Raw genomic sequence first — 26,389 nt, forward strand, 5'->3', positions numbered from 1 at the left:
TGGGTCCCATGGACGTTCAGCCTACCTCCAGCTCCGAGCTTGAAACCGGACGCGTCCTGCGTGTCACGGACTTGAGCGTCCAGTTCCGGACGTCGGAGCGGGTCGTCGATGCCGTCAAGCATCTGTCCTTTCACGTGGATCGGGGTGAGACCCTGGCGATCGTGGGCGAGTCGGGGTCGGGCAAGTCCGTGACGTCGCTGGCGCTCATGCGGCTGTTGCGCCATGGGGGTGGGCGGATCCTGAACGGCGAGTTGCTGCTGCGTCGGCGCAATGGCCAGGTGCTGGATCTGGCGCGGGCCACGCAGGCGCAACTGCGCGGTGTGCGCGGCGCCGACATGGCGATGATCTTCCAGGAACCGATGACCTCGCTCAACCCCATCTTCACGGTGGGTGACCAGATTGCCGAAAGCCTGGTGCTGCACGGCAAGCTGTCGGGCCGCGCGGCATTGGCCGAGGCGCTGCGCCTGCTCGATCAGGTGCGCATCCCGGATGCGAAAGCGGTGCTGCGCCGGTATCCGCACCAGTTGTCGGGTGGCATGCGCCAGCGGGTGATGATCGCCATGGCGCTCGCCTGCAAGCCCGTGATGCTGATCGCCGATGAGCCCACGACGGCGCTGGATGTCACCATCCAGGCGCAGATCCTGCAGCTGATCCGCGAACTGCAGCGCGACATGCGCATGGGCGTGATCTTTATCACCCACGATATGGGCGTGGTGGCGGAGATCGCCGATCGCGTGCTGGTCATGCTGCGTGGAGACCGTGTCGAATCGGGGCCCGCGCAGCAGATCTTCGACCATCCGGCGCATCCGTATACCCGGGCCTTGCTGGCGGCCGTGCCCCGCTTGGGGTCCATGCGCGGCACGGATCATCCCGCCCGCTTTCCGCTGGTCGACGCGGCGGCCGGAATGCCGTCCGACGCCGCCGCGGGCAGTGCGCGTCCCGGCACGGAACCCATCCTGCGCGTTCGAGATCTGGTCACGCATTTCAATATCCGCTCCGGCCTGTTCGGGCGGGTGACGCACCGTGTGCATGCCGTCGAGAAGGTCAGTTTCGATCTGTACCCCGGAGAAACGCTGGGACTCGTGGGCGAGTCCGGCTGCGGCAAGTCCACGACGGGCCGCGCGCTGCTCAAGCTCGTGGACAGTCAGGCGGGGGACATCGAATTCGAAGGGCAGCGGCTGGGGGCGCTGAAGGGCTCCGCCCTGCAGGCTTTGCGCCGCAACGTCCAGTTCATCTTCCAGGACCCCTTCGCATCGCTGGATCCCCGCGTCACCGTGGGCTATTCGATCATGGAGCCGCTGCTGATCCACAAGCTGGCCTCCTTGCGGGATGCCGAAGCGCGCATGTATGCGCTGCTCGACAAGGTGGGGCTGCCGCGCGACGCGGCCCAGCGCTACCCCCATGAGTTTTCCGGTGGCCAGCGCCAGCGGATCTGCATTGCGCGCGCCCTGGCGCTCAAGCCCAAGGTCGTGGTCGCCGACGAATCCGTCTCCGCGCTGGATGTCTCCATCCAGGCGCAGATCGTCAATCTGATGATCGACCTGCAGCAGGAAATGAATATTTCCTATCTGTTCATCTCGCACGACATGGCCGTGATCGAACGCGTGAGCCACCGTGTGGCGGTCATGTATCTGGGGCAGATCGTGGAGATGGGGCCACGCCGGGCCATTTTCGAGGATCCGCGCCACCCCTATACGCGCAAGCTGATGGAGGCCGTCCCCATCGCCGATCCTTCGCGCCGCAGCCAGGACAGGAAGCTGCTGTCCGGCGAGATTCCCAGCCCCATCCGTCGGGTGGGCGACAGCCCTGTGGCGCTTTCCTTGCGGGAAGTGTCCACCGGACATTTTGTAGCACTTGATCCAGCAACCACCAGCCGTTAGGCATCAGGAGGACACTATGCAGCAGCATTTCAGAATCAAGCAGACCATCGTGGCGCTGGGCTTGGCCTCCGGCCTGCTCGCCGCCGTGCCGGCCATGGCCGAGAAGGACGTCACGGCCGCCGTGTATGTGACCCTGGATTCGCTCGATCCCTACAACACGAACTCCACGCTTTCACAGGCCGTGGGCAAGTCGTATTACGAAGGGCTGTTTGCCTTCGACAAGGATCTGAAGATCCAGCCGCTGCTGGCCACGAGCTACGAGGTCACCCCGGACGGCCTGACCTACACCTTCCATCTGCGCAAGGGTGTGAAGTTCTCCGACGGCACGGATTTCAATGCCGAGGCCGTCAAGGTCAATCTGGATCGGGTGCTGGACAAGGCCAATGGCCTGGCGCGCTACAACCAGTTCAGCCGCATCGCAAAGGTCGAGCCGGTGGATGCGGATACCGTCAAGATCATCCTGAAAGAGCCGTTCTCGGCCTTCATCAACGCGCTGGCCCATCCGTCGGCCATGATGATTTCCCCCACGGCGCTCAAGAAGTGGGGCAAGGACATCACCTTTCACCCGACGGGCACCGGACCCTTCGTGTTCGTGGAATGGGATCCCGCCACGCACCTGACCGTCAAGAAGAACCCCAACTACTGGAACAAGGGCTATCCCAAGATCGACAAGCTCACCTTCCGCACCGTGACGGACAACAACACGCGTGCCGCCGTGGTCCAGACAGGCGAGGCGCAGTTCGCCTATACGCTGCCCTACGAGCAGGCCAAGTTGCTGGAAAAGAACGACAAGCTCGAGGTCATTGCGGCACCGTCCATCGTGGCGCGCTATATCTCGATGAACGTGCTGCAAAAGCCGTTCGACGACGCGCGGGTACGCGAAGCGGTCAACTATGCGATCAACAAGGAGGCGCTGGTGAAGGTGGCCTTCGCCGGGTACGCCTTCCCGTCCGAAGGGGTGGTGCCCCAGGGCGTGCAGTATGCCGAGAAGATGAATCCCTGGCCCCATGACCCCAAGAAGGCCAAGGAACTCCTGAAAGAGGCCGGCTATCCGAACGGTTTCACCACCGAACTGTGGTCGGCCTATAACGACGGCACCTCCGCCAAGGCCGTGCAGTTCCTGCAGCAGCAGCTGGCTCAGGTCGGGATCAAGGCGTCGGTGCAGTTGCTGGAATCCGGTCAGCGGGTGCAGCGCGTCGAGCAGGCCAAGGATCCGAAGACCGCGCCGATCCGCATGTATTACGCCGGATGGTCGGCATCCACCGGCGAGGCGGACTGGGCTTTGCGCCCGCTGCTGGACACCAAGGCTTGGCCGCCCGTCTTCAACAACACGGCGTATTACTCCAATCCGGCCGTGGACAAGGACATCGCCGATGCCCTGCTGACCACGGATGACGCCAAGAAGACCGCTCTGTACAACGATGCGCAGAACCGCATCTGGAAGGATGCGCCCTGGGCCTTCCTGGTGACGACCAGGCTGCTGTCGGCGCAAAGCAAGAAGCTGCATGGCTTCTACGTGATGCCGGACGGTTCCTTCAACTTCACCGACGTGTCCCTGCAGTAAGTGGCGTGGCCGGCGGCCGCCCTTCCGGGTGACCGCCGGCTGCCCTCCTTCCGAGCTCGAATTATGTTCAGCTATATCATCCGGCGCCTTCTGGGCATGATCCCGACCTTGCTGCTGGTCATGGTCGTGGTCTTCCTGTTCGTCCATGCATTGCCTGGCGACCCGGCGCGTCTGGCCGCCGGGCCGGAGGCCAATCAGGAAACCGTCGATCTCGTGCGCCATCAGCTTGGGCTGGATCTGCCGCTGCCCCAGCAATTCGTGCGCTACGTGGATCATTTCCTGCATGGCGATCTGGGTGATTCGCTGCGCACCAAACGGCCCGTCACGATTGAAATCTCCGAGCGCTTCATGCCCACGTTCTGGTTGACGCTCACCAGCATGGTGTGGTCCGTGATCTTCGGCCTGGTCATCGGGGTGGCTTCGGCGGTCTGGCGCAACAGGCTGCCGGATCATGCCGGCATGACGCTGGCCGTTTCCGGGATTTCGTTTCCCGCCTTTGCCCTGGGCATGGTGCTGATCCAGATCTTCGCCGTGGGCCTGGGCTGGTTCCCGGTCGTCGGCGCGGACGGTTGGAAAAATTACGTCCTGCCTTCGATCACCCTGGGGGCGGGCGTGGCCGCCGTGATGGCCCGCTTCACGCGGGCGGCGTTCATCGAAGTCATGCAGGAAGACTACGTGCGCACGGCGCGCGCCAAGGGGCTGGCGGAGCGCGTCGTGATCGTCAAGCATACGTTTCGCAATGCGCTCATCCCGGTCGTGACCATGATGGGTCTGCAGTTCGGCTTTCTGCTGGGCGGCTCCATCGTCGTGGAAGTCGTGTTCGCCTGGCCGGGCATGGGCAGCCTGCTGATCGATTCGGTCACCATGCGCGACTATCCCGTCATCCAGGGGCTCATCCTGCTGTTTTCTCTGGAGTTCATTCTCATCAACCTCGTGGTCGATGTGCTCTACGGCTTCATCAACCCCACCATCCGCTATCGGTAGGAGTGCACTGTGACGACGATCGTATCGGCCCCGGCCGCCGTGCCCGACAACGCCCGTGTACGCACGCCGCTGCGGGAATTCTGGCGCAAGTTCCGCAAGCAGAAGCTGGCGATGTGGGCCGGGGCCTTCGTGCTGCTGCTCATCCTGGTCGCCATCGCGGCACCCGGGATCGTGCCGTTCGATGCCGAGGACTACTTCGATTACGATCAGCTCAACTACCCCCCCAATCTGACCCATTGGCTGGGCGTGGATGCGCTCGGACGGGACATTTTCAGCCGGATCCTGATGGGAGCGCGCATTTCGCTGGCCGCGGGCTTCGTGTCGGTGGCGCTGGGGGCTCTGGTGGGGACGGTCCTGGGACTGCTGGCCGGGTACTACGAGGGCTGGTGGGACCGGATCACGATGCGTCTGTCCGACGTCCTGCTGGCGTTTCCGGGCATCCTGCTGGCCATCGGCGTGGTGGCGGTATTGGGGTCCAGCATGGCCAACGTCATCATCGCCGTGGCGATCTTCAGCGTGCCGGCGTTCGCGCGCCTGGTGCGCGGCAGCACCCTGGCGATCAAGCACATGACCTACATCGAGGCGATGCGCAGCATCGGGGCTTCGGACTGGGTCATCCTCGTACGTCATATTCTGCCGGGTACCATTTCGCCCATCGTGGTGTATGGCACGATGCGGATCGGCACGTCCATCATCACGGCGGCCAGCCTTTCCTTCCTGGGGCTGGGCGCGCAGCCGCCGACTCCGGAGTGGGGCGCCATGCTGAACGAAGCGCGCGCCGACATGCTGATCGCGCCACACGTGGCGCTGGTTCCGGCGATGGCCATCTTTCTGACCGTGCTGGCCTTCAATCTGCTGGGAGATGGCCTGCGTGACGCCCTGGATCCCAAGATCGAACAGTGATGACCGATATCGATACCTTCAAACCGTGGGCCCCCCGGGTGGGCGTTCTGCCGAGCGCCGCCAGGGATACGATCTGCGATGTGGCTGGCGTGACGGTGGGGCACATGACGTTGGCGGATGGGCCGCGCCAGACGGGCATCACGGTGGTGCGGCCGGATTCCGGCGATCTCTTCCTGGATCGGGTGCCCGCTGCGTCGACCGTGATCAATGGCTTTGGCAAGAGTGTCGGATTGGTCCAGCTGCAGGAACTGGGTGTCATCGAAACGCCCATTGCGCTCACCAACACGTTTTCCGTCGGAGCGGTGTCCACGGCCCAGATCCGTCAGGCTATCGCGCGTCATCCGGAGATCGGGCGCGAATGGGCCACGGTGAACCCGCTGGTCATGGAATGCAACGACGGCTACCTCAATGACATCCAGGCGCTGGCGCTGGGCGAGGCCGATTATGTCCGGGCATTCGATGCGGCGGCGGACACGTTTGCGCAGGGGAGTGTCGGCGCCGGGCGCGGAATGTCCTGCTGCCAGCTGAAGGGCGGGATCGGTTCGGCGTCGCGGGTGGCCAGGTGGGATGATGGCCTGGAGCACACGGTGGGTGTTTTGGTGCTGGCCAATTTCGGCCGGCTGGCGAATCTGACCGTGGCGGGCAAGCAGGTGGGTGGTCCGCTGGCGCAGCGCCTGCGGGACCTGTCGCAGCCGGTGCCCACCGTGGCGCCGGACAAGGGATCCATCATCCTGGTGCTGGCGACCGACGCCCCCCTGGATACCCGGCAGCTGGGCCGCCTGTCGCGCCGCGCGGCGGCGGGGCTTGCCCGGACCGGCTCGGTGTATGGACACGGCAGCGGCGATATTGCGCTGGCGTTCAGCACGGCCTACCGGATTCCGTATCATCCGCGGTCGGCCATGCCGGACCAGGCGATGTTGCATGAGTCCCGGATGGACGCCTTGTTCGAAGCGGCCGCGGAATCTGTCGAACAGAGCATCATCCATGCGCTCTGGGCCGCGGAAACCGTACGGGGGCGCGACGGTCATGTGCGCCACGCGGTACGCGAACTGTGGCCCGGATGGGCGCAGTCGTTGATGAATGATTGACGAGGATTGATCGTGAAGATTCTGGTGTCGGTGGATATCGAGGGGGTGGCGGGCGTCACCCACGTGGAGCAATGCCGTACGGGCAATCCCGAATACGAGCGGGCGCGTGCCTGGATGACGGCCGAAGCCAATGCGGCAGTCCTGGGGGCGTTCGATGGCGGCGCCGACGAGGTGATCGTCAACGATTCCCACGGCGGCTTTCGCAATCTGCTGCCCGACGGGATGGATCCCCGGGCGCGCATGGTGACCGGAAAACCCCGTTACCTGGGGATGATGTCGGGTGTGGAAGGCTGCGATGCGGTCTTTCTCGTGGGCTATCACGCGGGCGCGGGGCGGCCGGGCGTCCTGGCGCATACGATCAGCAGCTTCGCCTTCCATCGCGTGTCGGTCAACGGCCAGGAACTCAACGAGGCGGGGCTGTACGGCGCGCTGGCGGCCGAACATGGGGTGCCGGTCGCGCTCATGTGCGGCGACGATGCTTTCATCGCCGATACCCGGTCGCGCTTCCCCGGAGCGCTGACCGTCGAAACCAAGCAATCTCAAGGGCGGGCGACCTGCGTCACGTTGACGCCGGCGCAGTCCGTGCAGGCCATTCGATCCGCCGCAGCCCAGGCAATGGCGGGGGTGGCGTCCTTGCGGTCGGTGCCCTTGCCGGGGTCCCGGTATCGCTGCGAGCTGGTGGCACAGGACCCCGGCCTGGCCGATCTGTTCTGCCAGTGGCCGGCACTGGAGCGTATCGACGGGACGACCGTGGCGTTCGAAGCGCCCAGCATGGAATCGTTGATCCGCATGTTGAACTGCCTGTCGGCCATGTCCTTCATGCTGCACTGACGCTGGGAGCGCTTCGTTTATAATGACCCCCTTTCCTGAGGGGCGCTGCACCGGCCCCGCCGGCCTGGATGGCCGACTCAGCGGGCCGCCAGGCTCAGGAACCTTCTTCATGAACGGCGCCCATCGTTGCCCTGCGCGGGCAGGGATGGGCGGCAACCGCCGCCCCGGCCGCGCAGGCTCTACAGGAACACCATGAGCACTGCACACGACTACGTCATCGCCGACATCGCCCTGGCCGACTGGGGCCGCCGTGAAATCTCCATCGCCGAAACCGAAATGCCGGGCCTGATGGCCACGCGCGAGGAATTCGCCGCGTCGCAACCGCTGAAGGGCGCGCGCATCGCCGGCAGCCTGCACATGACCATCCAGACGGCTGTGCTGATCGAGACCCTGAAGGCGCTGGGCGCCGAGGTCCGCTGGGCCTCGTGCAACATTTTTTCCACCCAGGACCATGCTGCGGCTGCGATCGCGGCCGGCGGCACCCCGGTGTTCGCCGTCAAGGGCGAGTCCCTGGAAGACTACTGGCAGTACACGCACCGCATCTTCGACTGGCAGGGCGAGCAGGCCAACATGATTCTGGACGATGGCGGCGATGCCACGCTGCTGCTGCACCTGGGCTCGCGGGCCGAGTCCGATCCGTCGGTCATCGCCAAGCCGGACAACGAGGAAGAGCGCGTGCTGTTCGCCGCCATCAAGGCGCAACTGGCGCGCGACCCGAAATGGTATTCGACCCGTCTGGCGCGGATCCGGGGCGTGACCGAGGAAACCACCACCGGCGTGCACCGCCTGTACCAGATGTCGCAGCGCGGCGACCTGAAGATCCCGGCGATCAACGTCAACGATTCCGTGACCAAGTCCAAGTTCGACAATCTGTACGGCTGCCGCGAATCCCTGGTGGACGGCATCAAGCGCGCCACCGACGTGATGGTCGCGGGCAAGATCGCCGTGGTCTGCGGCTTTGGCGACGTGGGCAAGGGCTGCGCCCAGGCGCTGGCCGCGCTGCGCGCCCAGGTCTGGGTGACGGAAGTCGATCCCATCTGCGCCCTGCAGGCGTCCATGGAAGGCTATCGCGTCGTCGACCTGAACGATCCGGACGTGGTGGAGCAGGCCGACATGTTCGTGACGGCCACCGGCAACTACCACGTGATCGACCGCGAACACCTGTATCGCATGAAGGATCAGGCCATCGTCTGCAACATCGGCCACTTCGATAGCGAAATCAACGTGGCCTCCGTGGAGGACCTGCCCTGGGAAGAGATCAAGCCCCAGGTCGATCACATCATTTTCCCGGACGGCAAGCGCATCATCCTGCTGGCCAAGGGCCGCCTGGTGAACCTGGGCTGCGCCACGGGCCACCCGTCCTTCGTGATGTCGGCGTCCTTCACCAACCAGACCATCGCGCAGATCGAACTGTTCACGCGCGGCGAGCAGTACAAGACCGGCCAGGTCTACGTGCTGCCCAAGCATCTGGACGAAAAGGTCGCCCGTCTGCACCTGAAGAAACTGGGCGTGCGCCTGACGACGCTGTCGGACAAGCAGGCCGATTACATCGGCGTGCCGGTCAACGGCCCGTTCAAGCCCGGTCATTACCGCTATTGATCATCGCCCGGGATTTCAGACCGGACGGCCTGGAATCCCGGATGCGGCGTCCCGGTGGGGTGTCCGCCTGACTTTTCGTGTGGAGGTTCATCATGCTGCTGCTCGTCTGGATCCTGAATGCTGTCGCCTTGCTGGTGGTGGCGTACATCCTGCCCGGGATCACCGTGGCCTCGTTCGGTTCGGCGCTGATCGCCGCGCTGGTGCTGGGGTTGCTCAATACCCTCATCAAGCCGCTCCTGATCCTCCTGACCCTGCCGCTGACCGTGGTCACGCTGGGCCTTTTCCTGATCGTGCTCAATGCTCTGGTGTTCTGGTTCGCCGGCTCGATCCTGAAAGGGTTCCAGGTCGATGGCTTCTGGTGGGCGGTGATCGGCGCCATCGTCTACAGCATCGTGTCGACGGCGCTTTCCGGATTGTTGCTTTCATGAGTTCGAAGTCCATTCTCAGCCTGGAATACTTTCCGCCGCGCGACATTGCCGCCCAGGAACGCCTGGTGCGTTCGGCCAAGCGGCTGGCGGCGCTGAACCCGGCCTACGTCAGCGTCACCTTCGGGGCCGGCGGTTCGACCCGCACCGGCACGCTCGATACCGTGCAGATGCTGCGCAACCTGGGCACCGACGTGGCGCCGCATCTGTCGTGCATCGGCGCGACCCGCGCAGACCTGCACGCCATTCTGGATAATTACCGCAACCGCGGTATCCGTCGTCTGGTGACCCTGCGCGGCGACCTGCCGTCGGGTATGGGGGGCGACACGGGCGACTTGCATCATGCCAGTGAACTGGTGCATTTCGTGCGCGAACACTACGGCGACGCGTTTCACATCGAGGTCGCCGCCTATCCGGAAATGCACCCCCAGGCGGAAAGCGCCGAGCGTGATCTGGGGTATTTCGTGGACAAGGTGCGGGCCGGCGCCAATGGCGCCATCACCCAGTATTTCTTCAATCCGGACGCGTACTTCGATTTCGTGGATCGCGTGCGGGCGCACGGGGTGGATATCCCCATCACGCCGGGCATCATGCCGGTGACCAATTACACGCAGCTGGCACGGTTTTCCGCCATGTGCGGCGCGGAAATCCCCCGCTGGGTGCGGCTGCGGCTGCAGGATTTCGGCGACGACAAGGCGTCGATTCGCGCATTTGGCGTCGATATGGTGACCGCCCTGGCGTCCCGCTTGCTGGAGCAGGGGGCGCCGGGGGTGCATTTCTATACGCTGAACAACGCGGATGCGGTGGTACAGATCTGCGACAACCTGGGGCTCGGTTCTTAGGCCGACAGATCGGGCGCCGGCAGCGCCCACCCCTTGTCCGTCAGGATGGCGTCCAGCCGGACGTCGTGCGGGGCGGGTGTGTAGGATTCCCCACTGAGATCCCCGCAGGCCCAGGCAATGCCGATCGTGGTGAACGCATGGCCGCCGGCCTTCAGGGCCGCCAGCGTGCGGTCGTAGTACCCGCCGCCATAGCCCAGGCGGTCGCCCTGGCGCGTGAAGCCCAGGGTGGGCACCAGAATCAGATCCGGCGCCGGCGCTGTCGGGCCGTCGGGTTCCTGGATGCCATAGGCGCCTGCCTGCATCGGGGTGTCGGGTGTCCACAGATGAAAGGACAAGGGGCTGTCCGGGGCGGTGACGACCGGCAGGGATACGGTCAGCGATTCGTCTTCGGCCCATTGGCGCAGCAGCCCTTCCAGGGCGGGCTCGTCGTCCATCGCCCAGAAGGCGGCGATGTGGCGTACGTCCGGGCGGCCGGTTTCAAGCCGGCGGGTCCGCTGGCTGGCCAGCCAGGTGTACAGGCGGCCGCGGATCAGCAAGGCGCCCCGGTCCCGGTCGGATTCGGGGAGTGCGGCGCGGCGCTGTTTGAGTCGCTTCCGTAGGGGGACTGCGGTATCCTGTGCGTTCTGGTTCATAGGGCAGGCTGTTGCGGTTGGCGTGGGGTGGCACATGTGGTTGGACATTCTAAGGTATCCGGGGTTTCTCGGCCGGTCCGGGGATCTTGTCCGGGGGCGTGAGGCCCCCGCGTCCCGCCGGCGCATGCTGGCGCTGGGGCTGACGGCCACGCTGGGTCTCAGCGGCTGCGCGGGAGCGCAGGCCCCGACGGCAGCCGAAGAGCAGGCGGGCGAGGCGCCCCGCGTGGCGGTGGCCGCGCCGTCGAAATCCGCGGATGCCCCGACGACCGCGCTGGCGGGTTCGGCGAATGCACCAATAGGCGCCCCGACGGGCGCCAGGCCGGCGGTGTCCCAGCCAGCACCCCCGGTGGTGCCGGCGTACGTATCCCCGACCGTACCGCCCGCGGCGCGTCAGGCCGTGCAGGATGCGTACGACGCGATGCGCAAGCGCCGCTGGGCCGATCTGGACCAACTGGTGCCCGTGGCCGCCGCCGATCCGGTGTTGGGGATCTATCCACGCTACTGGTCCTTGCGCCAGCGCCTGCAGGATCCGGCCATGCCGGTGCCGCAAGCCGAAGTCCAGAAATTCCTGAATGACACGCGGGATACCTATCTGGGCGACCGCATTCGCGCCGACTGGATCCTGGCATCCGCCCGCGCGGGGGACTACGCCCAGGTCCTGCGCATCGCCCCGGTGCAGGATCCATCCGCCGCCGTGCAGTGCGCCCAGCTGCTGGCCCGCCACCTGACCGGCAAGCGTGCGAAGGCGGCTGACGTCATCGACGTCTTCAAGCCGAATACCGATTGCTGGAGCCTGCTCGACCAGGTCAATACGGACCACGTGCTCAGCCGCAAGGAACTCAACGGCTTGCTGCGCGATACGCTGGAATCGGGCAAGGCCGGCGACATCAGCCGGATGGCGTCCGTGGTATTTGACGATGCCGCCATGGTGCAGTTCGCCGCGCTGATGAAAAACCCGCGCAAATGGCTCGAATCGCGTCCGCAGCCGCACTCGGCGACGGATTTCGAGCTGGACACGGTGGCGCTGTCGCGCCTGGCGCGCAGCGACGATCGCCTGGATGCGGCGCGGTACATCCAGGATCGGTGGGCCCGCTGGATGCCCAAATCCGACCTGCAGTGGGTCTGGGGGCAGTTCGGGCTGGCGGCCGCGCTGGACGTGGATCCGGATGCCGCCCGCTGGTACCGGGAATCAGGCTTCGTGCCGATGACGGATTTCAATCATGCCTGGGAAGTTCGCGCCGAACTGCGCGCTTCGCCTATCCAGTGGGACCGGGTGGCCGCGGCGATCCGCAAGATGACCGGCCGGCAGGCGGACGAGCCCGTGTGGCGCTACTGGTATGGCCGCGCGCTGGCGGCACAGGGCAACGATCAGGCGGCGCGCCAGTATTACGAATCCATCGCCGGCGACTTCGGATTCTATGGCCAGCTGGCCACCGAAGAACTGGGCCGCACACCCAGCCTGCCCATCACACCCGCGCCGCTGGATCCGACCTGGGTGGCACAGGCTCGCGCCAATCCGGGTCTGGAGCGCGCGGTGGCGCTGTTCGACCTGGGCTGGCGGCGCGAGGCGGTGCCGGAATGGAACTTCACCCTGCGGGGCATGAGCGATCCGCAGCTGCGGGCAGCGGCGGAATTCGCCCGCGAGCGGCAGATTTTCGATCGGGTCGTCAACACCTCGCTGCAGACGAAGCATGTCGTCGATTTCGGCCAGCGTTTCATCGCGCCGTTCGAGGGGCGTGTCGCCGCCAAGGCGCGTCAGATCGATCTGGATCCCGCGTGGGTCTATGGCCTGATCCGCCAGGAATCGCGCTTCATCATGGATGCGCGTTCCCACGTCGGGGCCTCGGGCCTGATGCAGCTGATGCCGGCGACCGCCAGATACGTGGCGCGCAAGATCGGCCTGAAGGACTTCACCCCCGATCAGGTGAACGATTTCGACACCAATACCGTGCTGGGCACCAGCTACATGAACATGGTGCTGCAAGGGCTGGGCGGCTCGCAGTTGCTGGCGACGGCCGGCTACAACGCCGGTCCGGGGCGCCCCAAGCGCTGGCGTGCCCAGTTGCAGGCGCCCGTCGAAGGCGCCATCTTCGCCGAGACCATTCCCTTCACCGAAACCCGGCTGTACGTGAAGAACGTCCTGTCCAATGCCGTCTGGTATTCGATGCTGTTCTCGGGCAAACCGGATTCGCTCAAGGCGCGTCTGGGCACGATCAGCCCCGCCGATGGGGTACGGACGGCAATGCCGTGATCCGCTGGTCTGGCCCGGTGGCGTCGACGCGGGACGACGGGAAGGGGAACAACGACATTTCCGGCAACAGGGGGCGGGATGATCCCGCAACCGCCGGGCTGGATGTCTATATCGTCGGTGGTGCCGTGCGCGATGCCTTGCTGGGGCTGCCTGCCGGCGATCGCGACTGGGTGGTGGTCGGCGCAATGCCCGAAACCCTGGCGGCGCGCGGCTTTACGCCGGTCGGTGGGGATTTTCCGGTTTTCCTGCATCCCGATACCCGCGAGGAATACGCCTTGGCGCGCACCGAGCGCAAATCGGGGCGCGGCTACCGGGGGTTTGTTTTTCATGCGGGCCAGGATGTGACCCTGGAAGACGATCTGCGCCGCCGCGATCTGACCGTCAACGCCATTGCCCGGATGCCCGACGGCACGCTGATCGATCCTCTGGGCGGGGTGGCGGACGTGCGGGCGCGCATCCTGCGTCATGTCGGCTCGGCCTTTGTCGAGGATCCCGTGCGGCTGCTGCGGCTGGCGCGGTTCGCGGCGCGCTTCCACGATTTTTCCATCGCACCTGAAACCCTGGACATGTGCCGCGCGCTGGTGCGCAATGGCGAGGTCGATGCCCTGGTGCCCGAACGGGTCTGGCAGGAATTCGCCAAGGGACTGATGACAGGGCATCCGGGGCGGATGCTGGACGTCCTGGTGGAATGTGGCGCGTTGGCGCGTGTCGCGCCGGGGCTGGTCTGGGATGCCGAGGTGTCAGCCGGGCTGGCGTGTGCGGCCGCCCGGAGGCTGGACCTGGCCCAACGCCATGCGCTGTTGTGCCGGAAGTCCGCCCCCGACCTGCAGAATCGGTTGCGGGCGCCGTCGGCATGTCGCGACCTGGCGCGGCTGCTGCCCGTTGTGCTGGATCGGTTGGCCGGTATCGCGCGCGCTGCCGCGCAGCCAGACGCCGGTGTCCGGGCGGGGTCCTCGGTCGCGGGTGGTGATTCGGCGCAGGGCGGGCCCGCCGCCTGGCTGGCGCTGCTGGAATCCTGTGATGCCCTGCGCCGCCCGGACCGCTGTCTGGCGCTGCTGGCCGCAGCCGATTGTGTCCGCGGCGATGTGGATGTCGCGGCATGGTCGCGTCGTCTGGATGCCGTGCGATCCGTGGATGCCGGCGCGATCGCGCGAGCGGCGGGTGGGGATGCGGCGCGGATCCGTGATGACCTCGGGGCGGCACGGCTGCGCGCACTGACAGTGTTGGCCGGATGACAGGTGCCTGACCATGCCTTCCCTTTCTGATTCGTGCGCCGATCCGGACCGGCCCGTCCTCGTGTTCGATTCCGGCGTCGGCGGCCTGACCGTATTGCGCGAGGCGCGGGTGCTGATTCCGGAGCGGCGGTTTCTGTATGTCGCCGATGACGCCGCGTTTCCGTATGGCGACTGGGCCGAGCAGGATTTACGGGATCACATCGTCGATCTGTTCGGGGATCTGCTGCGTGCGCATGATCCGGTCCTGTGCCTGGTGGCCTGCAATACGGCGTTCACGGTCGCGGGTGCGGCCTTGCGGGCTGCGTATCCCGGCATGACGTTCGTCGGGACGGTGCCCGCGATCAAGCCGGCCGCCGAGCGGACGCGATCCGGGCTGGTCTCGGTCCTGGCCACGCCAGGCACCGTCCGGCGCGACTATACGCATCGTCTGATCCAGTCCTTTGCCTCAAAGTGCCAGGTGCGGCTGGTCGGGTCATCGGTGCTGGCGCAGCTGGCCGAGGATTACCTGCGCGGCCGGCCAGTTCCCGACGCGCGGATCCGGGCCGAAATCGAGCCGTGTTTCGTGGAAGATGGGCCCGTCCGGACGGACATCGTCGTGCTGGGTTGCACACATTATCCGTTCCTGGCCAATGTGTTCCGGCGCTTGGCGCCCTGGCCGGTGGACTGGCTGGATCCCGCCGAAGCCATCGCCCGCCGGGCCCGCAGCCTGCTGCCACACGCCGAGCAGGCGCTGCATCCGGATGCGGACGACGTTGCCCTGCTGACCGGCGGCCAGCCGGACTTCGCGACCCGGCGGTTGCTGAACAGTTTTGGACTGCAGGTTGCAGGCGGAACAGGGCGCCTGGCGGGGGTGTCCGTCGGGCAGGCAGGGTTCGAGAGGCGCGAGGCTTAAAGCCGGTCTCGCCGGTCGCCCCGGGCAAAACCCAGCAACGGGTCATCCAGGTCACGGCCGATCGCCAGCACCTTGAACAGTTCCCCCATCTCGGCTTCGGACAGCAGGGTGTTCAGGGCGGTCAACTGGCGCGCGCGCAGCGCTGGATCCTCGCCCGGGGCACGGATCAGATCCGTCAGGCCGGCATTCATCAGGAAACGCGCCTGGGACGTATAGCCCAGCACGTCCAGACCGCCGTCCAGGGCGGCATCGGCCATGGCGGTGAAGTCCACGTGTGCGGTGATGTCCTGCAGGCCGGCAAGGATCAAGGGCTGATCGTGCGCATGATGGCGAAAGTGGCACATCAGGGTGCCTTGCAGGCGCTGGGGGTGGTAGTACTCGGCTTGTGGAAAACCATAGTCGATGAGCAGCGCGGCGCCGCGCCGCAGCCAGCGGCCCAGGTCGCGTATCCAGGCTTCGGCCTGCGGGTTGATTTCGGACCGGTAGCCGGGCAGCGGCGGCATGCGGTTGCCGATGACCGATGCAACGTCGGCCGGCGCGGGTCGCGCTGACCAGCGAAACGGGCTTGGCCCCTGGGCGTCGGGATCGAGTTCGACGCCCAACAGATCCGGATCGCCTGCGGCATTCCACTGGAACAGCATGGCGGGCATGGCGTCCAGCACCTCGTTGGCCAGTACGCAGCCTTCAAAGATGGTGGGCAGGGTATCGAGCCATCGAACCTGGTCGCCCCAGGGGGCCAGGCGGGCTTGCTGGCGGACCCGCAGATCGGCGGACAATTCCAGGATCCGGTATTCGACCCGGATGCCCAGATCTTGTAGCGCCGGGATCAGGGCGGCGGCCAAGGCGCCGGATCCGGCGCCGAATTCCAGCACGGTCCGGCTCTGGCTGCCGTGCAGGATCTGCGCCACCTGGGGTGCCAGCGCCTGCCCGAACAGGGGACTGGTTTCCGGCGCGGTGGTGAAGTCGCCCTGGCGCTGAAATTTTGCGCTGCCCGCACTGTAGTAGCCCAGGCCCGGCTCGTAGAGCGCGGCCTGCATCCAGGCATCGAACGGCAGCCAGCCGCCGGCTTCTTCGATGCGTCGGACCAGCATGGCCTGGACACGGGCGCCATGGGCACGGGCATCGGCATCGGGTTCCGGCAGGCCGGAGGGTATCTGGACGGTGGGCAATTCGATCATGGGGCGAAGCATAGCAGGTGGAAAAACGCCCCGGGAACCGTTCGATGGTTCCCGGGGCGTTCTGGTGCTTCGGTTGGTGATTGCGTTTCCCTTCGGAACATGACGGGTATTACCCGTGTTTCGTCAGGGCAGAGGCGATATCACGCAAAACGGGGCCGTTGGGCAGGTTTTTTGCCCGAATCCTGTCGGTCTTGCCGCTTGAAGCCGGACTTGGCGCCGGCATGCTCCGGGCGGGAAGTGCGCTTGCCATGGTCGGCGCGTCCTTCCGGACGGCGGGCGTACCCGTCGCGGGAGGCCGGACGCGACTCGTCAGTCGATCGGAACTCTGCTGTACGCGCCGGCCGCGCCGCATGATGCGATGGGCGTGCCGGACGCGATTCGCCGTTTTCGCCGGTTGCCGTGTCCCGGTGCCAGGGTTTGCTGCCAGCTGCGTCGCGGTCCTTCTGCCACGGTCTGCCGGCTGCGTTGCGATCCTGGTTCCACGGCTTGCCGCCCGTGGCGGCATCGCGCTCTTTCTGCCACGGCTTGCCCGCCGCGCCACGATCGTTGTTCCAGGGCTTGCGGGTGTCCGATCCGGCCGACGCCTGGTCGCGATCCTGCTGCCAGGGCTTGCGGCCCTGGTACCCGGATTTGCCACCGGATGGGCGGCCGTCTTTGCTCGGACGATCCTTCCAGGTCGGGCGCACGGACCGTTGCGGCTCCAGCCCCGGGATGGTTTCCGAAGGGATGGCCTGGCCGATGAAGTGTTCGATGCGGCGCACCTTGTGGCGTTCCGCGTGGACGGCCAGCGTGATCGCCTGGCCGTCGCGCCCGGCGCGGCCAGTGCGGCCGATGCGGTGCACGTAGTCTTCGGCCTGCAGGGGCAGGTCGTAATTCACGGCATGGGTGATGGTCTGCACGTCGATGCCGCGCGCGGCCACATCGGTGGCCACCAGCACGCGGACGCGGCCGTTCTGCATCAGGCCCAGAGTGCGCGTGCGCTGGCGCTGATTCATGTCGCCATGCAGGGCCGCTGCCGAGAAGCCTTCTTCGGACAGATGGTCCGCCAGGTCGTCGGCGCCGCGTTTGGTGGCGGTGAAGACGATGGCCTGATCCAGACTGGTGTCGCGCAGCAGGTGGTCCAGCAGGCGCAGCTTGTGCGCCTTGTCGTCGGCATACAGCAGGTGTTGCGTGATGTTCGTGTGTTTCTGGTGGGGCGCGGTGATCTCGATGCGCTGCGGTTCGCGCATCAGATTGGCAGCCAGCTTCGCGACCGTGCCGTCCAGCGTGGCCGAGAACAGCAGGGTCTGGCGATCGGCCGGGGTCGCGGCGACGATGGTTTCGATGTCTTCGATGAAGCCCATGTCCAGCATGCGGTCGGCTTCGTCCAGCACCAGGGTCTGCACCGTGGACAGGTTCACACGACGTGCCTGCAGATGGTCGAGCAGTCGGCCGGGCGTGGCCACCAGGACATCCACGCGGCGCGACAGGGACTTGATCTGGGCGCCGTAGGGCATGCCGCCAACCACGGTGGCGATGCGCAGCCCGTCAATGTTCTTGGCATAGCCGCGGGTGGCGTCGGCAACCTGCATGGCCAGTTCCCGCGTCGGGGCCAGGACCAGCACCTGCACACCACGTCCGCCCGTGCCGGTATTGTGGCTCAGGCGTTCCAGCGCGGGCAGCATGAAGGCGGCGGTCTTGCCGCTGCCGGTCTGCGAGGACACCATCAGGTCGTGGCCGGCCAGTGCTTTCGGGATGGCGGCGGACTGGACGGAGGTGGGGGTGTCGATGCCCTGTTCGCGAAGGGCGGACACGAGCTTGGGGCCGAGCCCCAGAGAGTCGAAAGACATGATTTCCTTGGGCCCGCGCGATGCGGGCGATGTGCTGCGGGATGTCGAAGTGCATTCCCGCCGGGTTTGATGCTGCGGATGTCTGCCGCGCAAGAATCAGTCGCATGTGCCGACCGGATCAACCCAAAGAGCACGCCAAGCGTGAAACCAAGGTCAGGAGGTCAGAAGACAGGCAATCATGCAGTCTATCATGGGTGATTACCCTAAGTCTAGCGGCATCGTGCGAAATCTTTGTGACGATACATGTCGATGTCGGCCGCCCGCAGCAGGTCATTGGCCGTCGCCGCGTCGGTGGGCCAGCAGGCCACTCCGATCGCGGCCCCGAGATGGATCGGTCGGCCTGGCGGGATATCGTCAAGGCTGTGCAAGGGCGCTTCGATGCGCGAGAGCAGATGGGTTTTCAGGGCGTCCAGGGCTTGAGGTGTGCTGATGCCCCTGGCGACGATGACGAATTCATCTCCGCCCAGGCGGGCCAGCAGGTCGTCTTCCCGCAGGCAGGTCTTCAGCCGTTGTGCGATCTCGACCAGCGCCTTGTCTCCGTTGTCGTGTCCATATTGGTCGTTCAGGGGTTTGAAGTCGTTCAGATCGATGAACAGGATGGCGAAGGGCTGCCCGCGTGGATCCTGCGTCAGGTGGTCCAGCAGGCTGTCCATGGCGGCGCGGTTGGACACGCCCGTCATCCTGTCCATGGACAGGTCCGACTGCATGGCCTGGAAGTTGCGCGCCAGGTCGCCCACTTCGTCCCGTCGCCGGACGTCGATCGGGACGTGCCGGTCACCCCGGCGGATCCGGCTGATCGCGTCCGACAGCGAAATCACATCGCGGGCCACCCGGCCAAAGATCCGCATCCCGATCAGGATCGTCAGCAAGACGGCCAGCAGGCTGATCCCCAGCGCCAGCCAGATCTGCCGCTGGATGCCGACGAATAGGGCGTCGCGCGGGATGGCCACGACCGCCAGCCAGTCCAGCCCCGCCCGATCCACGATGCGCCGTGCCGCCACGGTGATCAATCTGCCCTGCTCGTCGTGGACGGTCGTCCGGTATTCCTGATCGTCGCCCGACTGTGGGTCGTGTCCGGCAGGGTCCAGCAAGCCGGACACGCCGAGGTAGGCCGCCTTGATGACGGGGTCGTGGCTGTTTTCCGTGCTGATGCGGATGGGCTTGCCATCCACGCTCAGTCCCAGATTGGCCAGGCCGGTGGCCGCGATCAGCTTGCCGTCGCGTTCGACGATGAAGGCGCGTCCCTGGTCTCCGATGTTCAGCGACGAGATGAAGCGGCTGATCTCCCGCAGGGAGACATCGGTGGCGACGACCCCGATGAAGGTGCCGTCCTGCGCCAGCACACGCCGCGCGCGCGTCACCACGAGTTCCTGGGTCGTGAAATCGATGTAGACCCCGGTCCAGACGTGCCGGGCAGTGTTCTGAGCCAGTTGATACCAGACGCGTTCGCGCGGGTCCAGGTTGCCGGATTCGCGGCCGGTCGCGACGACCCTGCCGCGGATGCCCGTGTACCGGTAATAGGTCCGGTGCAGCTCGGGCCGCAGTTTCAACCGGAGTTCGACCTCGTCGTCGGCGCGACGCTTGAGCGCGATGCTCTGCCCCGCCTCGTTGCCGTAATAGACGTAGTCGTTGGGGTTGGCGTACATGGACGTGGCCACCCAGAAGCGGGTGCGCAGCTCGTTCAGGTCCTGCGCGATGTCCGGATGGGTCACGATTCCTTCCGGGAATGCGGCTTCCAGCACGCTGCCGGACCCACGCACATGGAAATGGACGGCTTGTGCCATGTGCGACGCCGTTTCGCGCATGTACTGGTCGGAAAACAGCCCGATATTGTTCCGTGCCGCCCAGTAATAAGTCGTACCGAGCGCCATCGCCACCATCGAAACCAGCAGCACGTAAGGCAATACCAGGGAGATGCGCAAAGACCGCGGATTCATCAGTTCATCAAAAGAGCGTGAATGCCGAATTGGTTTGTCAGATATTTTACAGGTTGTAGAGCTTTGCCTGTAGTGCCCGACATGGCCCGGAATTTCCCTGATGAGGACTTGAATTAGTTGTTTCATGAGATATGATTAATGAAACGACTGTTTCTGGTCGGCCGTACCACTGACTCGTTGTCAACCTTATCCGGGATCTCATCATGACTCATGTGTTCCACCGCAATCCACAGCGCGCCCTGAACTGTGCCGTGAAGGGTCGGGGCATTTATTTGTTCGATCGTGAAGGACGTCAGTACCTGGACGCCTCGGGTGGGGCGGCCGTCTCCTGTCTGGGGCACGGGCATCCCGATGTGATTGCCGCGATCAAGACGCAGCTCGATCAGATGGAGTATGCGCATTCCTCCTTTTTCACCAATCAGCCATGCGAGGACCTGGCCGATTTCCTGATCGAGCGCGCGCCCGGCGATCTGGACCGGGTGTATTTCGTATCGGGCGGGTCAGAGGCGATCGAGGCGTCGCTCAAGCTGGCGCGCCAGTATTTCGTCGAACGCGGCGAGCTGCAGCGCAGTCAGTTCATCGCCCGGCGCCAGAGCTATCACGGCAACACCCTGGGCGCGCTTGCTATTGGCGGGAATGCGCAACGGCGCCAGCCATTCCTGCCCCTGCTCGTGCCGGCGCATCATGTGTCCCCGTGTTATGCCTATCGCGACCAGCGCCCGGGAGAAACCGAGGAGCAGTATGCCGCGCGGCTGGCCGACGAGCTCGATCAGAAGATCCGCGAGATCGGGCCGGACCGGGTCGCCGCCTTTGTGGCGGAAACCGTGGTGGGCTCGACGGCGGGCGCCCTGCCGCCGGTGCGGACCTATTTCCAGCGCATCCGCGAAGTCTGCGACCGCCATGGCGTGCTGCTGATTCTCGACGAGGTCATGTCCGGGATGGGCCGGACCGGCCATCTGTACGCCTGTGCCGAAGACGGAATCGCGCCCGACATCCTGGCCATCGCGAAGGGGCTGGGCGGGGGATATCAGCCCATCGGCGCGATGCTGGCTAGCCGTCGCGTCTACGACACGATCGTGGGGGGCAGCGGATTCTTCCAGCACGGACATACCTACATGGCCCACGCAACCGCGTGCGCCGCGGCCCTGGCCGTGCAACGGGTGATCGAACGCGACGGCCTGCTGGCCAATGTGCTCGAGCGCGGCGAGCAATTGCGCACCCGCCTGCGCGAGGTTTTCGCGGACCATCCGAATGTGGGCGATGTGCGGGGACGCGGTCTGTTCGTGGCGGTGGAATTCGTGCGCGACCGGGGCGACAAATCAACGCTGGATCCCGCGCTCAAGACGCATGCCCGCCTGAAGCGCCAGGCCCTGGAAAACGGCCTGATGACCTACCCCATGGGCGGCACGGTCGATGGGGTGCATGGCGACCACGTGTTGCTGGCGCCGCCCTTCATCTGCACGGCGGCTGACATCGACGAGATCGTGACGCGCCTGGACCGCACTGTGCGTCAGGTCCTGCCGCCGCAGGCCGCCTAGGTCGACCAGGCCGGCCTATTCGCCGCTGGCATACAGCCAGTGGGCGACCAGCGCGTCGGTGTCGCCGCCGAATTCTTCGCGAGGGCCTTGCGCTGCGATGGCGCCGGTCTTCACCACGTAGACGTAGTCGGTGATCTCCAGCGCGCTGCGGATGTCCTGGTCGACCAGGAGCACCGCCTTGTCCAGCTCGTGCGCCAGCCCGGCGACGATTTCGTAGATGGATTCGCTGGTTTGCGGGTCGATGCCGGCGGTCGGTTCGTCGATCAGGTAGACCGAGGGGTCGGCCATCAGGCTGCGAGCGATCTCGACCTGGCGTTGCTGGCCGCCGGACAGCTGCCCGGCCATCTGATGGCGTTTGGCCCGGACGGCGGGGAAGCGCTCGAAGACCCGTTCCATGCGGTCGAGGATCTCGGCCTTCTTCAATCGGGCATGCCAGAGCCCGAGGCGCAGGTTCGATTCGACGGTCAGGTGCGGGAACAGGCTGGGACGCTGCGGCAGATAGGCGACCCCGAGGCTGAGCATCTGATGGGGTGCGCTTCCGGTGATGTCGCGCCCGTCGAGCAGAATCCGGCCTTCGCTGGGGCGCAGGAAGCCGAACAGCGCTTTCAGCAGGGTGGATTTCCCGGTCCCGTTGGGGCCGACGACGCACGAGATGCGCCCGCGCCAGATGCTGGCCGACAGCCCCCGCAGGATGTCGATATCCTGGGTGTAGCCGGCGACCAGATCTTCGCCGGCGAAGTGCGCGGCGGTTTCGTAGTAGGATTTGCCGGTATCGCAGGCCGCTGCGACGGTGGTGTCGGTCATGAGCGGGAGTCTCCCCTGGCTTTGCGCGAGCCCGTATACGCGTGGATCACGGCCGGGTCGCGCAGGACCTCGTCGGCTGGCCCGTCGGCGATCTTGCTGCCTTGCGCCATGACCGCGGTGCGCCGCACGACGGAGCGGATCGCGTCCAGGTTGTGGTCGACCAGCACGATGGTCATGCCTTGCTGGTTCAGTACCTTGATGTGTTCGATGATCTGGTCGAGCAGCCGGGGATGGACGCCGGCGAAGGGTTCGTCGAGCAGGATCAGCTTGGGGTCCAGCATCAGGGCGCGGCCGACCTCGAGCAGTTTCTGCTGTCCGCCCGATAGCGCGCGGGCGAATTCGTCGGCCAGGTGCCCCAGGCGCAGGAACTCGAGGACTTCGTAAGCCCTGTCCTCGGCCGCGGAGCGCCGGGTGTGGCGGTCCGACAGGGCCGGGACCACCAGATTTTCCAGCACCGTCATGCGACGGAAGAGCCGCGGCACCTGGAAGGTGCGCGCCACGCCCCCGCGCGCGAACGTATGCGCGGGCACCCCGGTGAGGTCGTGGCCATCCAGTGCGATGGCGCCCTGGTCGGGTCGTAGCGCGCCAGCCAGCATATTGATCGTGGTGGTCTTGCCGGACCCGTTGGGGCCGATGAGCCCGACGATCTCACCGCGCGCAATGTCGAGCGACAGATCGGCCACCGCCTGGATGCCGCCGAAGTGCTTGGACAGCTGCCTGGCTTCGAAGAACGCCGGTGCGGGACTAGTTGGCATGGGATTTCTCCGGCGTGGGGCCAGGCTGCGCCTGCGGACGTTTCCCCGGTCTGGATTTACCGGGGCGCTCGACGAGCGAAAACAGCCCGTTGCGTGCGAAGCGCTGCACGAGGATCAGCGCGAGCCCCAGCAGGACGAAGCGCATTTCCCCGTAGTCGCGCAGGAGTTCCGACAGCAGGTAGACGATCGCGGCCCCCACGACGGCGCCGGGAAGGCTTTCGATGCCCCCGATCACGGACATGGCGATGATGATGCCCATTTCCGGAAGGATCATCATGTTGGGTGTCAGGATGCCGATGAAGTGGGCGTAGTAGATCCCCGCCACGGCGGCAATGCCGCTGGTGATGACGAAGACCAGGATCTTGTAGCGCGTCGTGTTGACGCCGCTGGCCTGGGTGGCCCCTTCGTCCTCGCGGATGGCGCGCAGGAACAGGCCGGTGCGCGTCCGCAGCAGATAGCCCATCAGCACCAGGGCGGCCACCAGCAGGCCGAGCCCGAGGTAGTAGTACGGAATGTCGGAATCACCCTTGAAGAAACGCGGCACCTGCAGCCCGAGACTGCCGCGAGTGACCGATTCTTCCGCAATCAGGATCATGCGCACGACCTCGGAGATCGCCAGCGTGAAGAGCGCCAGATAGGGACCCGACAGGCGCAGCACCATGAAGCCGATCAGCGCGCCGATCACCATGGCGAGGACGACGCCCGCCACGATGGCCAGTGGCAGCCAGGCCATCCCCAGGTGCAGGACAATCAGGGCCGAGGCATAACCGCCGAGCGCGGCGAACATCAGGTGCGCAAAGGAAAACTGCCCGGCAAAGCCCGCCAGCAGCGTCCAGCTGGCGGCCAGAATCGCGTAGTACCAGAGCAGCGCGCCCACGTGGATCCAGTAGGCGCCGCCCCAAAGCGGGACGGTCAGGGCTACCAGCAGCAGGATGGCCTGGGTGATGGCGGAGGGGGACAAACCTTGGTGGCGAGCGGTGACCGTCATTCGAGCCTCAGGTGGATCCGTCCGAACAGGCCAGTCGGCCTGAACAGCAAGGTGATGATCAGCAGGATCGCGCCGAACGCCTGCGTGTAGGCCAGCGCGCGGTTGGGATCGGGCAGGTAGCCGACGCCCCAGCTTTGCGCCAGCCCCAGAAGGATGCCGCCCACAATGCTGCCGCCCACGGATCCCATGCCGCCGATCACGATGATGATGAAGGCCTGGACGACCGGGAGGTCTCCCATGCTGGGCGACAGTGCGAAGATCGGTGCGATCAGGGCGCCGGCGCCGCCCGCCAGGGCCGACCCGAGTCCGAAGGCGATGGTGTACATCCGGCGCGGATTGATGCCGATCACGGCGGCCGACTCGCGGCTCTGGCTGACGGCATCCAGTGCCTGTCCCAGCGTGGTCCGCGCCAGGAACCAGGTTGTGACCCCAAGCAGGACAACGGCCACCACAGCCGCGATCAGGCGGTCATAGGGCAGAATCACGGGGCCCAGGATCAATGTTCCGTCCAGGAAGGGCGGCGGTGATTTGCTGAACGGGCCGAACACGACAATGGCCAGATTGGACAGCAGGATCGTCAGTCCGAACGTGACGATGATGGCGTATTCGTCCTTGCGCTCGACTTCGTCGGTGTAGACCGGGCGCATGATCAGGATTTCGAACAGGATGCCGAAGAAGAACAGGGCGATCATGGCGGCCACGACGCCCCCGATGGGGGGCAGCCCCAGATAGCGGATGGCATAGTACGAGGCATAACCACCCATCATGTACAGGGCGCCGTGGCTGAAGTTCACGACGCGCAGCACCGAAAAGATGAGTGTGAGTCCGGCCGCCGTCAGGGCGAAGATCAGGCCGATGACCAATCCGTTGATGGTCAGCAAAGAGAAATAGCTCACGGGGGGGGCTCCGGGTGCGTCTCGTCTTTTCGGGGCCGGCATGCCACGGGTGCCGGCCCCCCAGCCTGCCTTATTTCAGGGGCAGGATCTTGTCCGTCGTTGCCCATTCCTTGGGATAGACGATGACGGCGTCTTCCGGCGCCTGGTTCATCTGCGTGTACTGGATGACGGTGAACGGCACATCCATGAACTGGTGATACGCCCAGGCCGGGGTCTTGTCCGTGGAAAATGAGTATGTCGCGTTCACGCCGGTGTAGTGCACATTTTCCAGCCCCTTGATGACGGCTTTGGGATCGCTGGATTTGGCCTGTTCGATGGCCGCCACCACCACGCCCAGGGTGTCATAGGCTTCCATGGCGACGCCGGTCGGCGGCCGGTTGTGCTTCTGCTGGAATGCCTTGACGAAGCGCTTAGCCTTGTCGTTCCATTGCGACTTGGGCCGGGCCACATTGACGATCAGCAGGTGGTTCGCGCATTTGCCGTCGACTTCCCAGACGTCCTTTTGCAGCAGGCCGGAGGAGCCGAGCATCTTGGTGTCGGCGGTGGGGGCGAACCCCAGCTGGCAGGCCTGCTTCACGATCTGATATTGCGCCTGGCCGGCTACGACCATCTGCAGCAGATCGGGTTTGGGATTCTGGTTCATGAGCCGGATCAGCGCCGGCGTGAAGTCCTGCTGGTTCAGATCGATCGTGGTGGGCGTGTCGACGATGCCTTTTTTCTTCAGGGTGTCGACCACCACTTTGGCGCCGCCCTGTCCGAAGTCCGTGTTTTCCGCGACCGTGGCCACATGTTTGAACCCCTGGTCGGCGATCCAGTTGCCGATCTTCACGTAGATCAGCGAGTTGGCAGGGGCGAGCCGGAAGACTTCGGGATACTGCTTGGCGGTGATGTCGTCGGACCAGACGTCGGTCCCGACCCAGGGGACGCCGTACTGATGGGCGACGTCGATTTCCGCCAGAGCCACCGAACTGTGGAATTCACCGAAGATCGCCGAGACCTTGTCTTTGGTGATCAGCCGCACGGCCGCCGCGCTGCCTTCCGCAGGCTGGCCCTTGGTGTCCTCGTAGGAGACCTTCAGCGGACGGCCCAGGACGCCCCCCGCCTGGTTGATCTCGTCTACTCCCAGTTCGGTGGCCCAGCGCATTTCCTGCCCGCTGGAATAGTTGCCGGGCGCGGACAGCGGACCCACCCAGCCCAGGACGATGGGGTCTCCGGTCGGTGGCGCCGCAAACGCGGCTGCGGATGCCGTTGCCAGAACGGCGGCTGCGACAGCTCCCATACCTCGAGAAAATTTCATGATGATGTTCTCCGGTGCAGTCCGCGACGGGATTTCGGCGA

22 protein-coding genes and 1 riboswitch are annotated in these 26,389 nt (G+C 65.6%); of the genes, 13 read left to right on the forward strand and 9 right to left on the reverse strand.

Going from position 1 to position 26,389, the window contains the following annotated elements:
* Positions 1-8 precede the first annotated feature (8 nt).
* From ABCV34_RS13510 to metF, 9 genes are all read left to right on the forward strand, one after another.
* The gene (locus ABCV34_RS13510) at positions 9-1,880 is read left to right on the forward strand and encodes a dipeptide ABC transporter ATP-binding protein (RefSeq protein WP_345796737.1); all 1,872 of its coding nucleotides are present in this window, start codon (positions 9-11) and stop codon (positions 1,878-1,880) included.
* A 16-nt stretch (positions 1,881-1,896) separates the two neighbouring features.
* Positions 1,897-3,444: a glutathione ABC transporter substrate-binding protein GsiB gene (gsiB, locus tag ABCV34_RS13515; RefSeq protein WP_345796738.1), complete on the forward strand. Its 1,548-nt coding sequence runs from the start codon at positions 1,897-1,899 to the stop codon at positions 3,442-3,444.
* Between the two features lie 63 nt (positions 3,445-3,507).
* A complete protein-coding gene (gene gsiC, locus ABCV34_RS13520; RefSeq protein ID WP_345796739.1) occupies positions 3,508-4,428 on the forward strand; it encodes a glutathione ABC transporter permease GsiC in 921 nt (306 codons plus the stop codon).
* 9 nt (positions 4,429-4,437) lie between these two features.
* Positions 4,438-5,331 carry a glutathione ABC transporter permease GsiD gene (gene gsiD, locus ABCV34_RS13525; RefSeq protein WP_345796740.1) on the forward strand — a complete coding sequence of 298 codons (894 nt, stop codon included), beginning with the start codon at positions 4,438-4,440 and terminating at the stop codon, positions 5,329-5,331.
* Positions 5,331-6,419, forward strand: a complete 1,089-nt coding sequence (locus ABCV34_RS13530) for a P1 family peptidase (protein WP_345796741.1) — start codon at positions 5,331-5,333, stop codon at positions 6,417-6,419. The genes gsiD and ABCV34_RS13530 overlap by 1 nt, the downstream gene beginning before the upstream one ends.
* 12 nt (positions 6,420-6,431) lie before the next feature.
* A complete protein-coding gene (locus ABCV34_RS13535) occupies positions 6,432-7,250 on the forward strand; it encodes a M55 family metallopeptidase (protein WP_345796742.1) in 819 nt (272 codons plus the stop codon).
* A gap of 31 nt (positions 7,251-7,281) precedes the next feature.
* Positions 7,282-7,379, forward strand: a riboswitch (S-adenosyl-L-homocysteine riboswitch).
* 63 nt (positions 7,380-7,442) lie between these two features.
* On the forward strand, positions 7,443-8,849 hold the full coding sequence (ahcY, locus tag ABCV34_RS13540; protein WP_345796743.1) for an adenosylhomocysteinase: 1,407 nt from the start codon (positions 7,443-7,445) through the stop codon (positions 8,847-8,849).
* Between the two features lie 89 nt (positions 8,850-8,938).
* On the forward strand, positions 8,939-9,277 hold the full coding sequence (locus ABCV34_RS13545) for a phage holin family protein (RefSeq protein WP_345798785.1): 339 nt from the start codon (positions 8,939-8,941) through the stop codon (positions 9,275-9,277).
* Positions 9,274-10,116: a methylenetetrahydrofolate reductase [NAD(P)H] gene (metF, locus tag ABCV34_RS13550; protein WP_345796745.1), complete on the forward strand. Its 843-nt coding sequence runs from the start codon at positions 9,274-9,276 to the stop codon at positions 10,114-10,116. Before ABCV34_RS13545 ends, metF begins: the two co-directional genes overlap by 4 nt.
* On the opposite strand, the gene ABCV34_RS13555 is transcribed toward metF, so the two are convergent.
* Positions 10,113-10,748 (reverse strand): 5-formyltetrahydrofolate cyclo-ligase, encoded by a 636-nt coding sequence (locus ABCV34_RS13555; RefSeq protein WP_345796746.1) that lies wholly within the window; start codon positions 10,746-10,748, stop codon positions 10,113-10,115. The genes metF and ABCV34_RS13555 overlap by 4 nt on opposite strands.
* Positions 10,749-10,782: 34 nt before the next feature.
* Here ABCV34_RS13555 and ABCV34_RS13560 point away from each other — a divergent pair, with 34 nt between their 5' ends.
* Genes ABCV34_RS13560 through murI form a run of 3 tightly spaced genes read left to right on the forward strand, consistent with a single transcriptional unit; the run spans position 10,783 to position 15,126 of the window.
* Entirely contained in the window at positions 10,783-12,999 is a 2,217-nt protein-coding gene (locus ABCV34_RS13560; protein WP_345796747.1) for a transglycosylase SLT domain-containing protein, read from the forward strand.
* 56 nt (positions 13,000-13,055) lie between these two features.
* Positions 13,056-14,234 carry a tRNA CCA-pyrophosphorylase gene (locus ABCV34_RS13565; RefSeq protein WP_345798786.1) on the forward strand — a complete coding sequence of 393 codons (1,179 nt, stop codon included), beginning with the start codon at positions 13,056-13,058 and terminating at the stop codon, positions 14,232-14,234.
* A 13-nt stretch (positions 14,235-14,247) separates the two neighbouring features.
* Positions 14,248-15,126, forward strand: a complete 879-nt coding sequence (gene murI / locus ABCV34_RS13570) for a glutamate racemase (RefSeq protein ID WP_345796748.1) — start codon at positions 14,248-14,250, stop codon at positions 15,124-15,126.
* Here the strand turns inward: murI and ABCV34_RS13575 are convergent.
* The 3 genes from ABCV34_RS13575 to ABCV34_RS13585 form a co-directional block, all read right to left on the reverse strand.
* A complete protein-coding gene (locus tag ABCV34_RS13575; protein WP_345796749.1) occupies positions 15,123-16,304 on the reverse strand; it encodes an SAM-dependent methyltransferase in 1,182 nt (393 codons plus the stop codon). The genes murI and ABCV34_RS13575 overlap by 4 nt on opposite strands.
* A 140-nt stretch (positions 16,305-16,444) precedes the next feature.
* Positions 16,445-18,133 (reverse strand): DEAD/DEAH box helicase, encoded by a 1,689-nt coding sequence (locus ABCV34_RS13580; RefSeq protein ID WP_345796750.1) that lies wholly within the window; start codon positions 18,131-18,133, stop codon positions 16,445-16,447.
* 209 nt (positions 18,134-18,342) lie between these two features.
* Positions 18,343-20,070, reverse strand: a complete 1,728-nt coding sequence (locus tag ABCV34_RS13585; protein WP_345796751.1) for a diguanylate cyclase — start codon at positions 20,068-20,070, stop codon at positions 18,343-18,345.
* Positions 20,071-20,273: 203 nt separating this feature from the next.
* On the opposite strand from ABCV34_RS13585, the gene ABCV34_RS13590 reads away from it, so the two are divergent.
* A complete protein-coding gene (locus ABCV34_RS13590) occupies positions 20,274-21,608 on the forward strand; it encodes an aspartate aminotransferase family protein (protein WP_345796752.1) in 1,335 nt (444 codons plus the stop codon).
* Positions 21,609-21,623: 15 nt separating this feature from the next.
* Here ABCV34_RS13590 and ABCV34_RS13595 read toward each other — a convergent pair whose 3' ends face one another.
* From ABCV34_RS13595 to ABCV34_RS13615, 5 genes are all read right to left on the reverse strand, one after another.
* On the reverse strand, positions 21,624-22,412 hold the full coding sequence (locus tag ABCV34_RS13595) for an ABC transporter ATP-binding protein (RefSeq protein ID WP_345796753.1): 789 nt from the start codon (positions 22,410-22,412) through the stop codon (positions 21,624-21,626).
* Entirely contained in the window at positions 22,409-23,167 is a 759-nt protein-coding gene (locus ABCV34_RS13600) for an ABC transporter ATP-binding protein (protein WP_345796754.1), read from the reverse strand. The genes ABCV34_RS13595 and ABCV34_RS13600 overlap by 4 nt, the downstream gene beginning before the upstream one ends.
* Complete coding sequence (locus tag ABCV34_RS13605; protein ID WP_345796755.1) at positions 23,157-24,155, reverse strand: branched-chain amino acid ABC transporter permease; 999 nt, start codon at positions 24,153-24,155, stop codon at positions 23,157-23,159. Before ABCV34_RS13605 ends, ABCV34_RS13600 begins: the two co-directional genes overlap by 11 nt.
* On the reverse strand, positions 24,152-25,051 hold the full coding sequence (locus ABCV34_RS13610; protein ID WP_345796756.1) for a branched-chain amino acid ABC transporter permease: 900 nt from the start codon (positions 25,049-25,051) through the stop codon (positions 24,152-24,154). Before ABCV34_RS13610 ends, ABCV34_RS13605 begins: the two co-directional genes overlap by 4 nt.
* Before the next feature lie 70 nt (positions 25,052-25,121).
* Positions 25,122-26,348: an ABC transporter substrate-binding protein gene (locus tag ABCV34_RS13615; RefSeq protein ID WP_345796757.1), complete on the reverse strand. Its 1,227-nt coding sequence runs from the start codon at positions 26,346-26,348 to the stop codon at positions 25,122-25,124.
* Positions 26,349-26,389: the final 41 nt, after the last annotated feature.

This window comes from Castellaniella sp. MT123 (assembly GCF_039614765.1).
Lineage (GTDB): Bacteria > Pseudomonadota > Gammaproteobacteria > Burkholderiales > Burkholderiaceae_B > Castellaniella.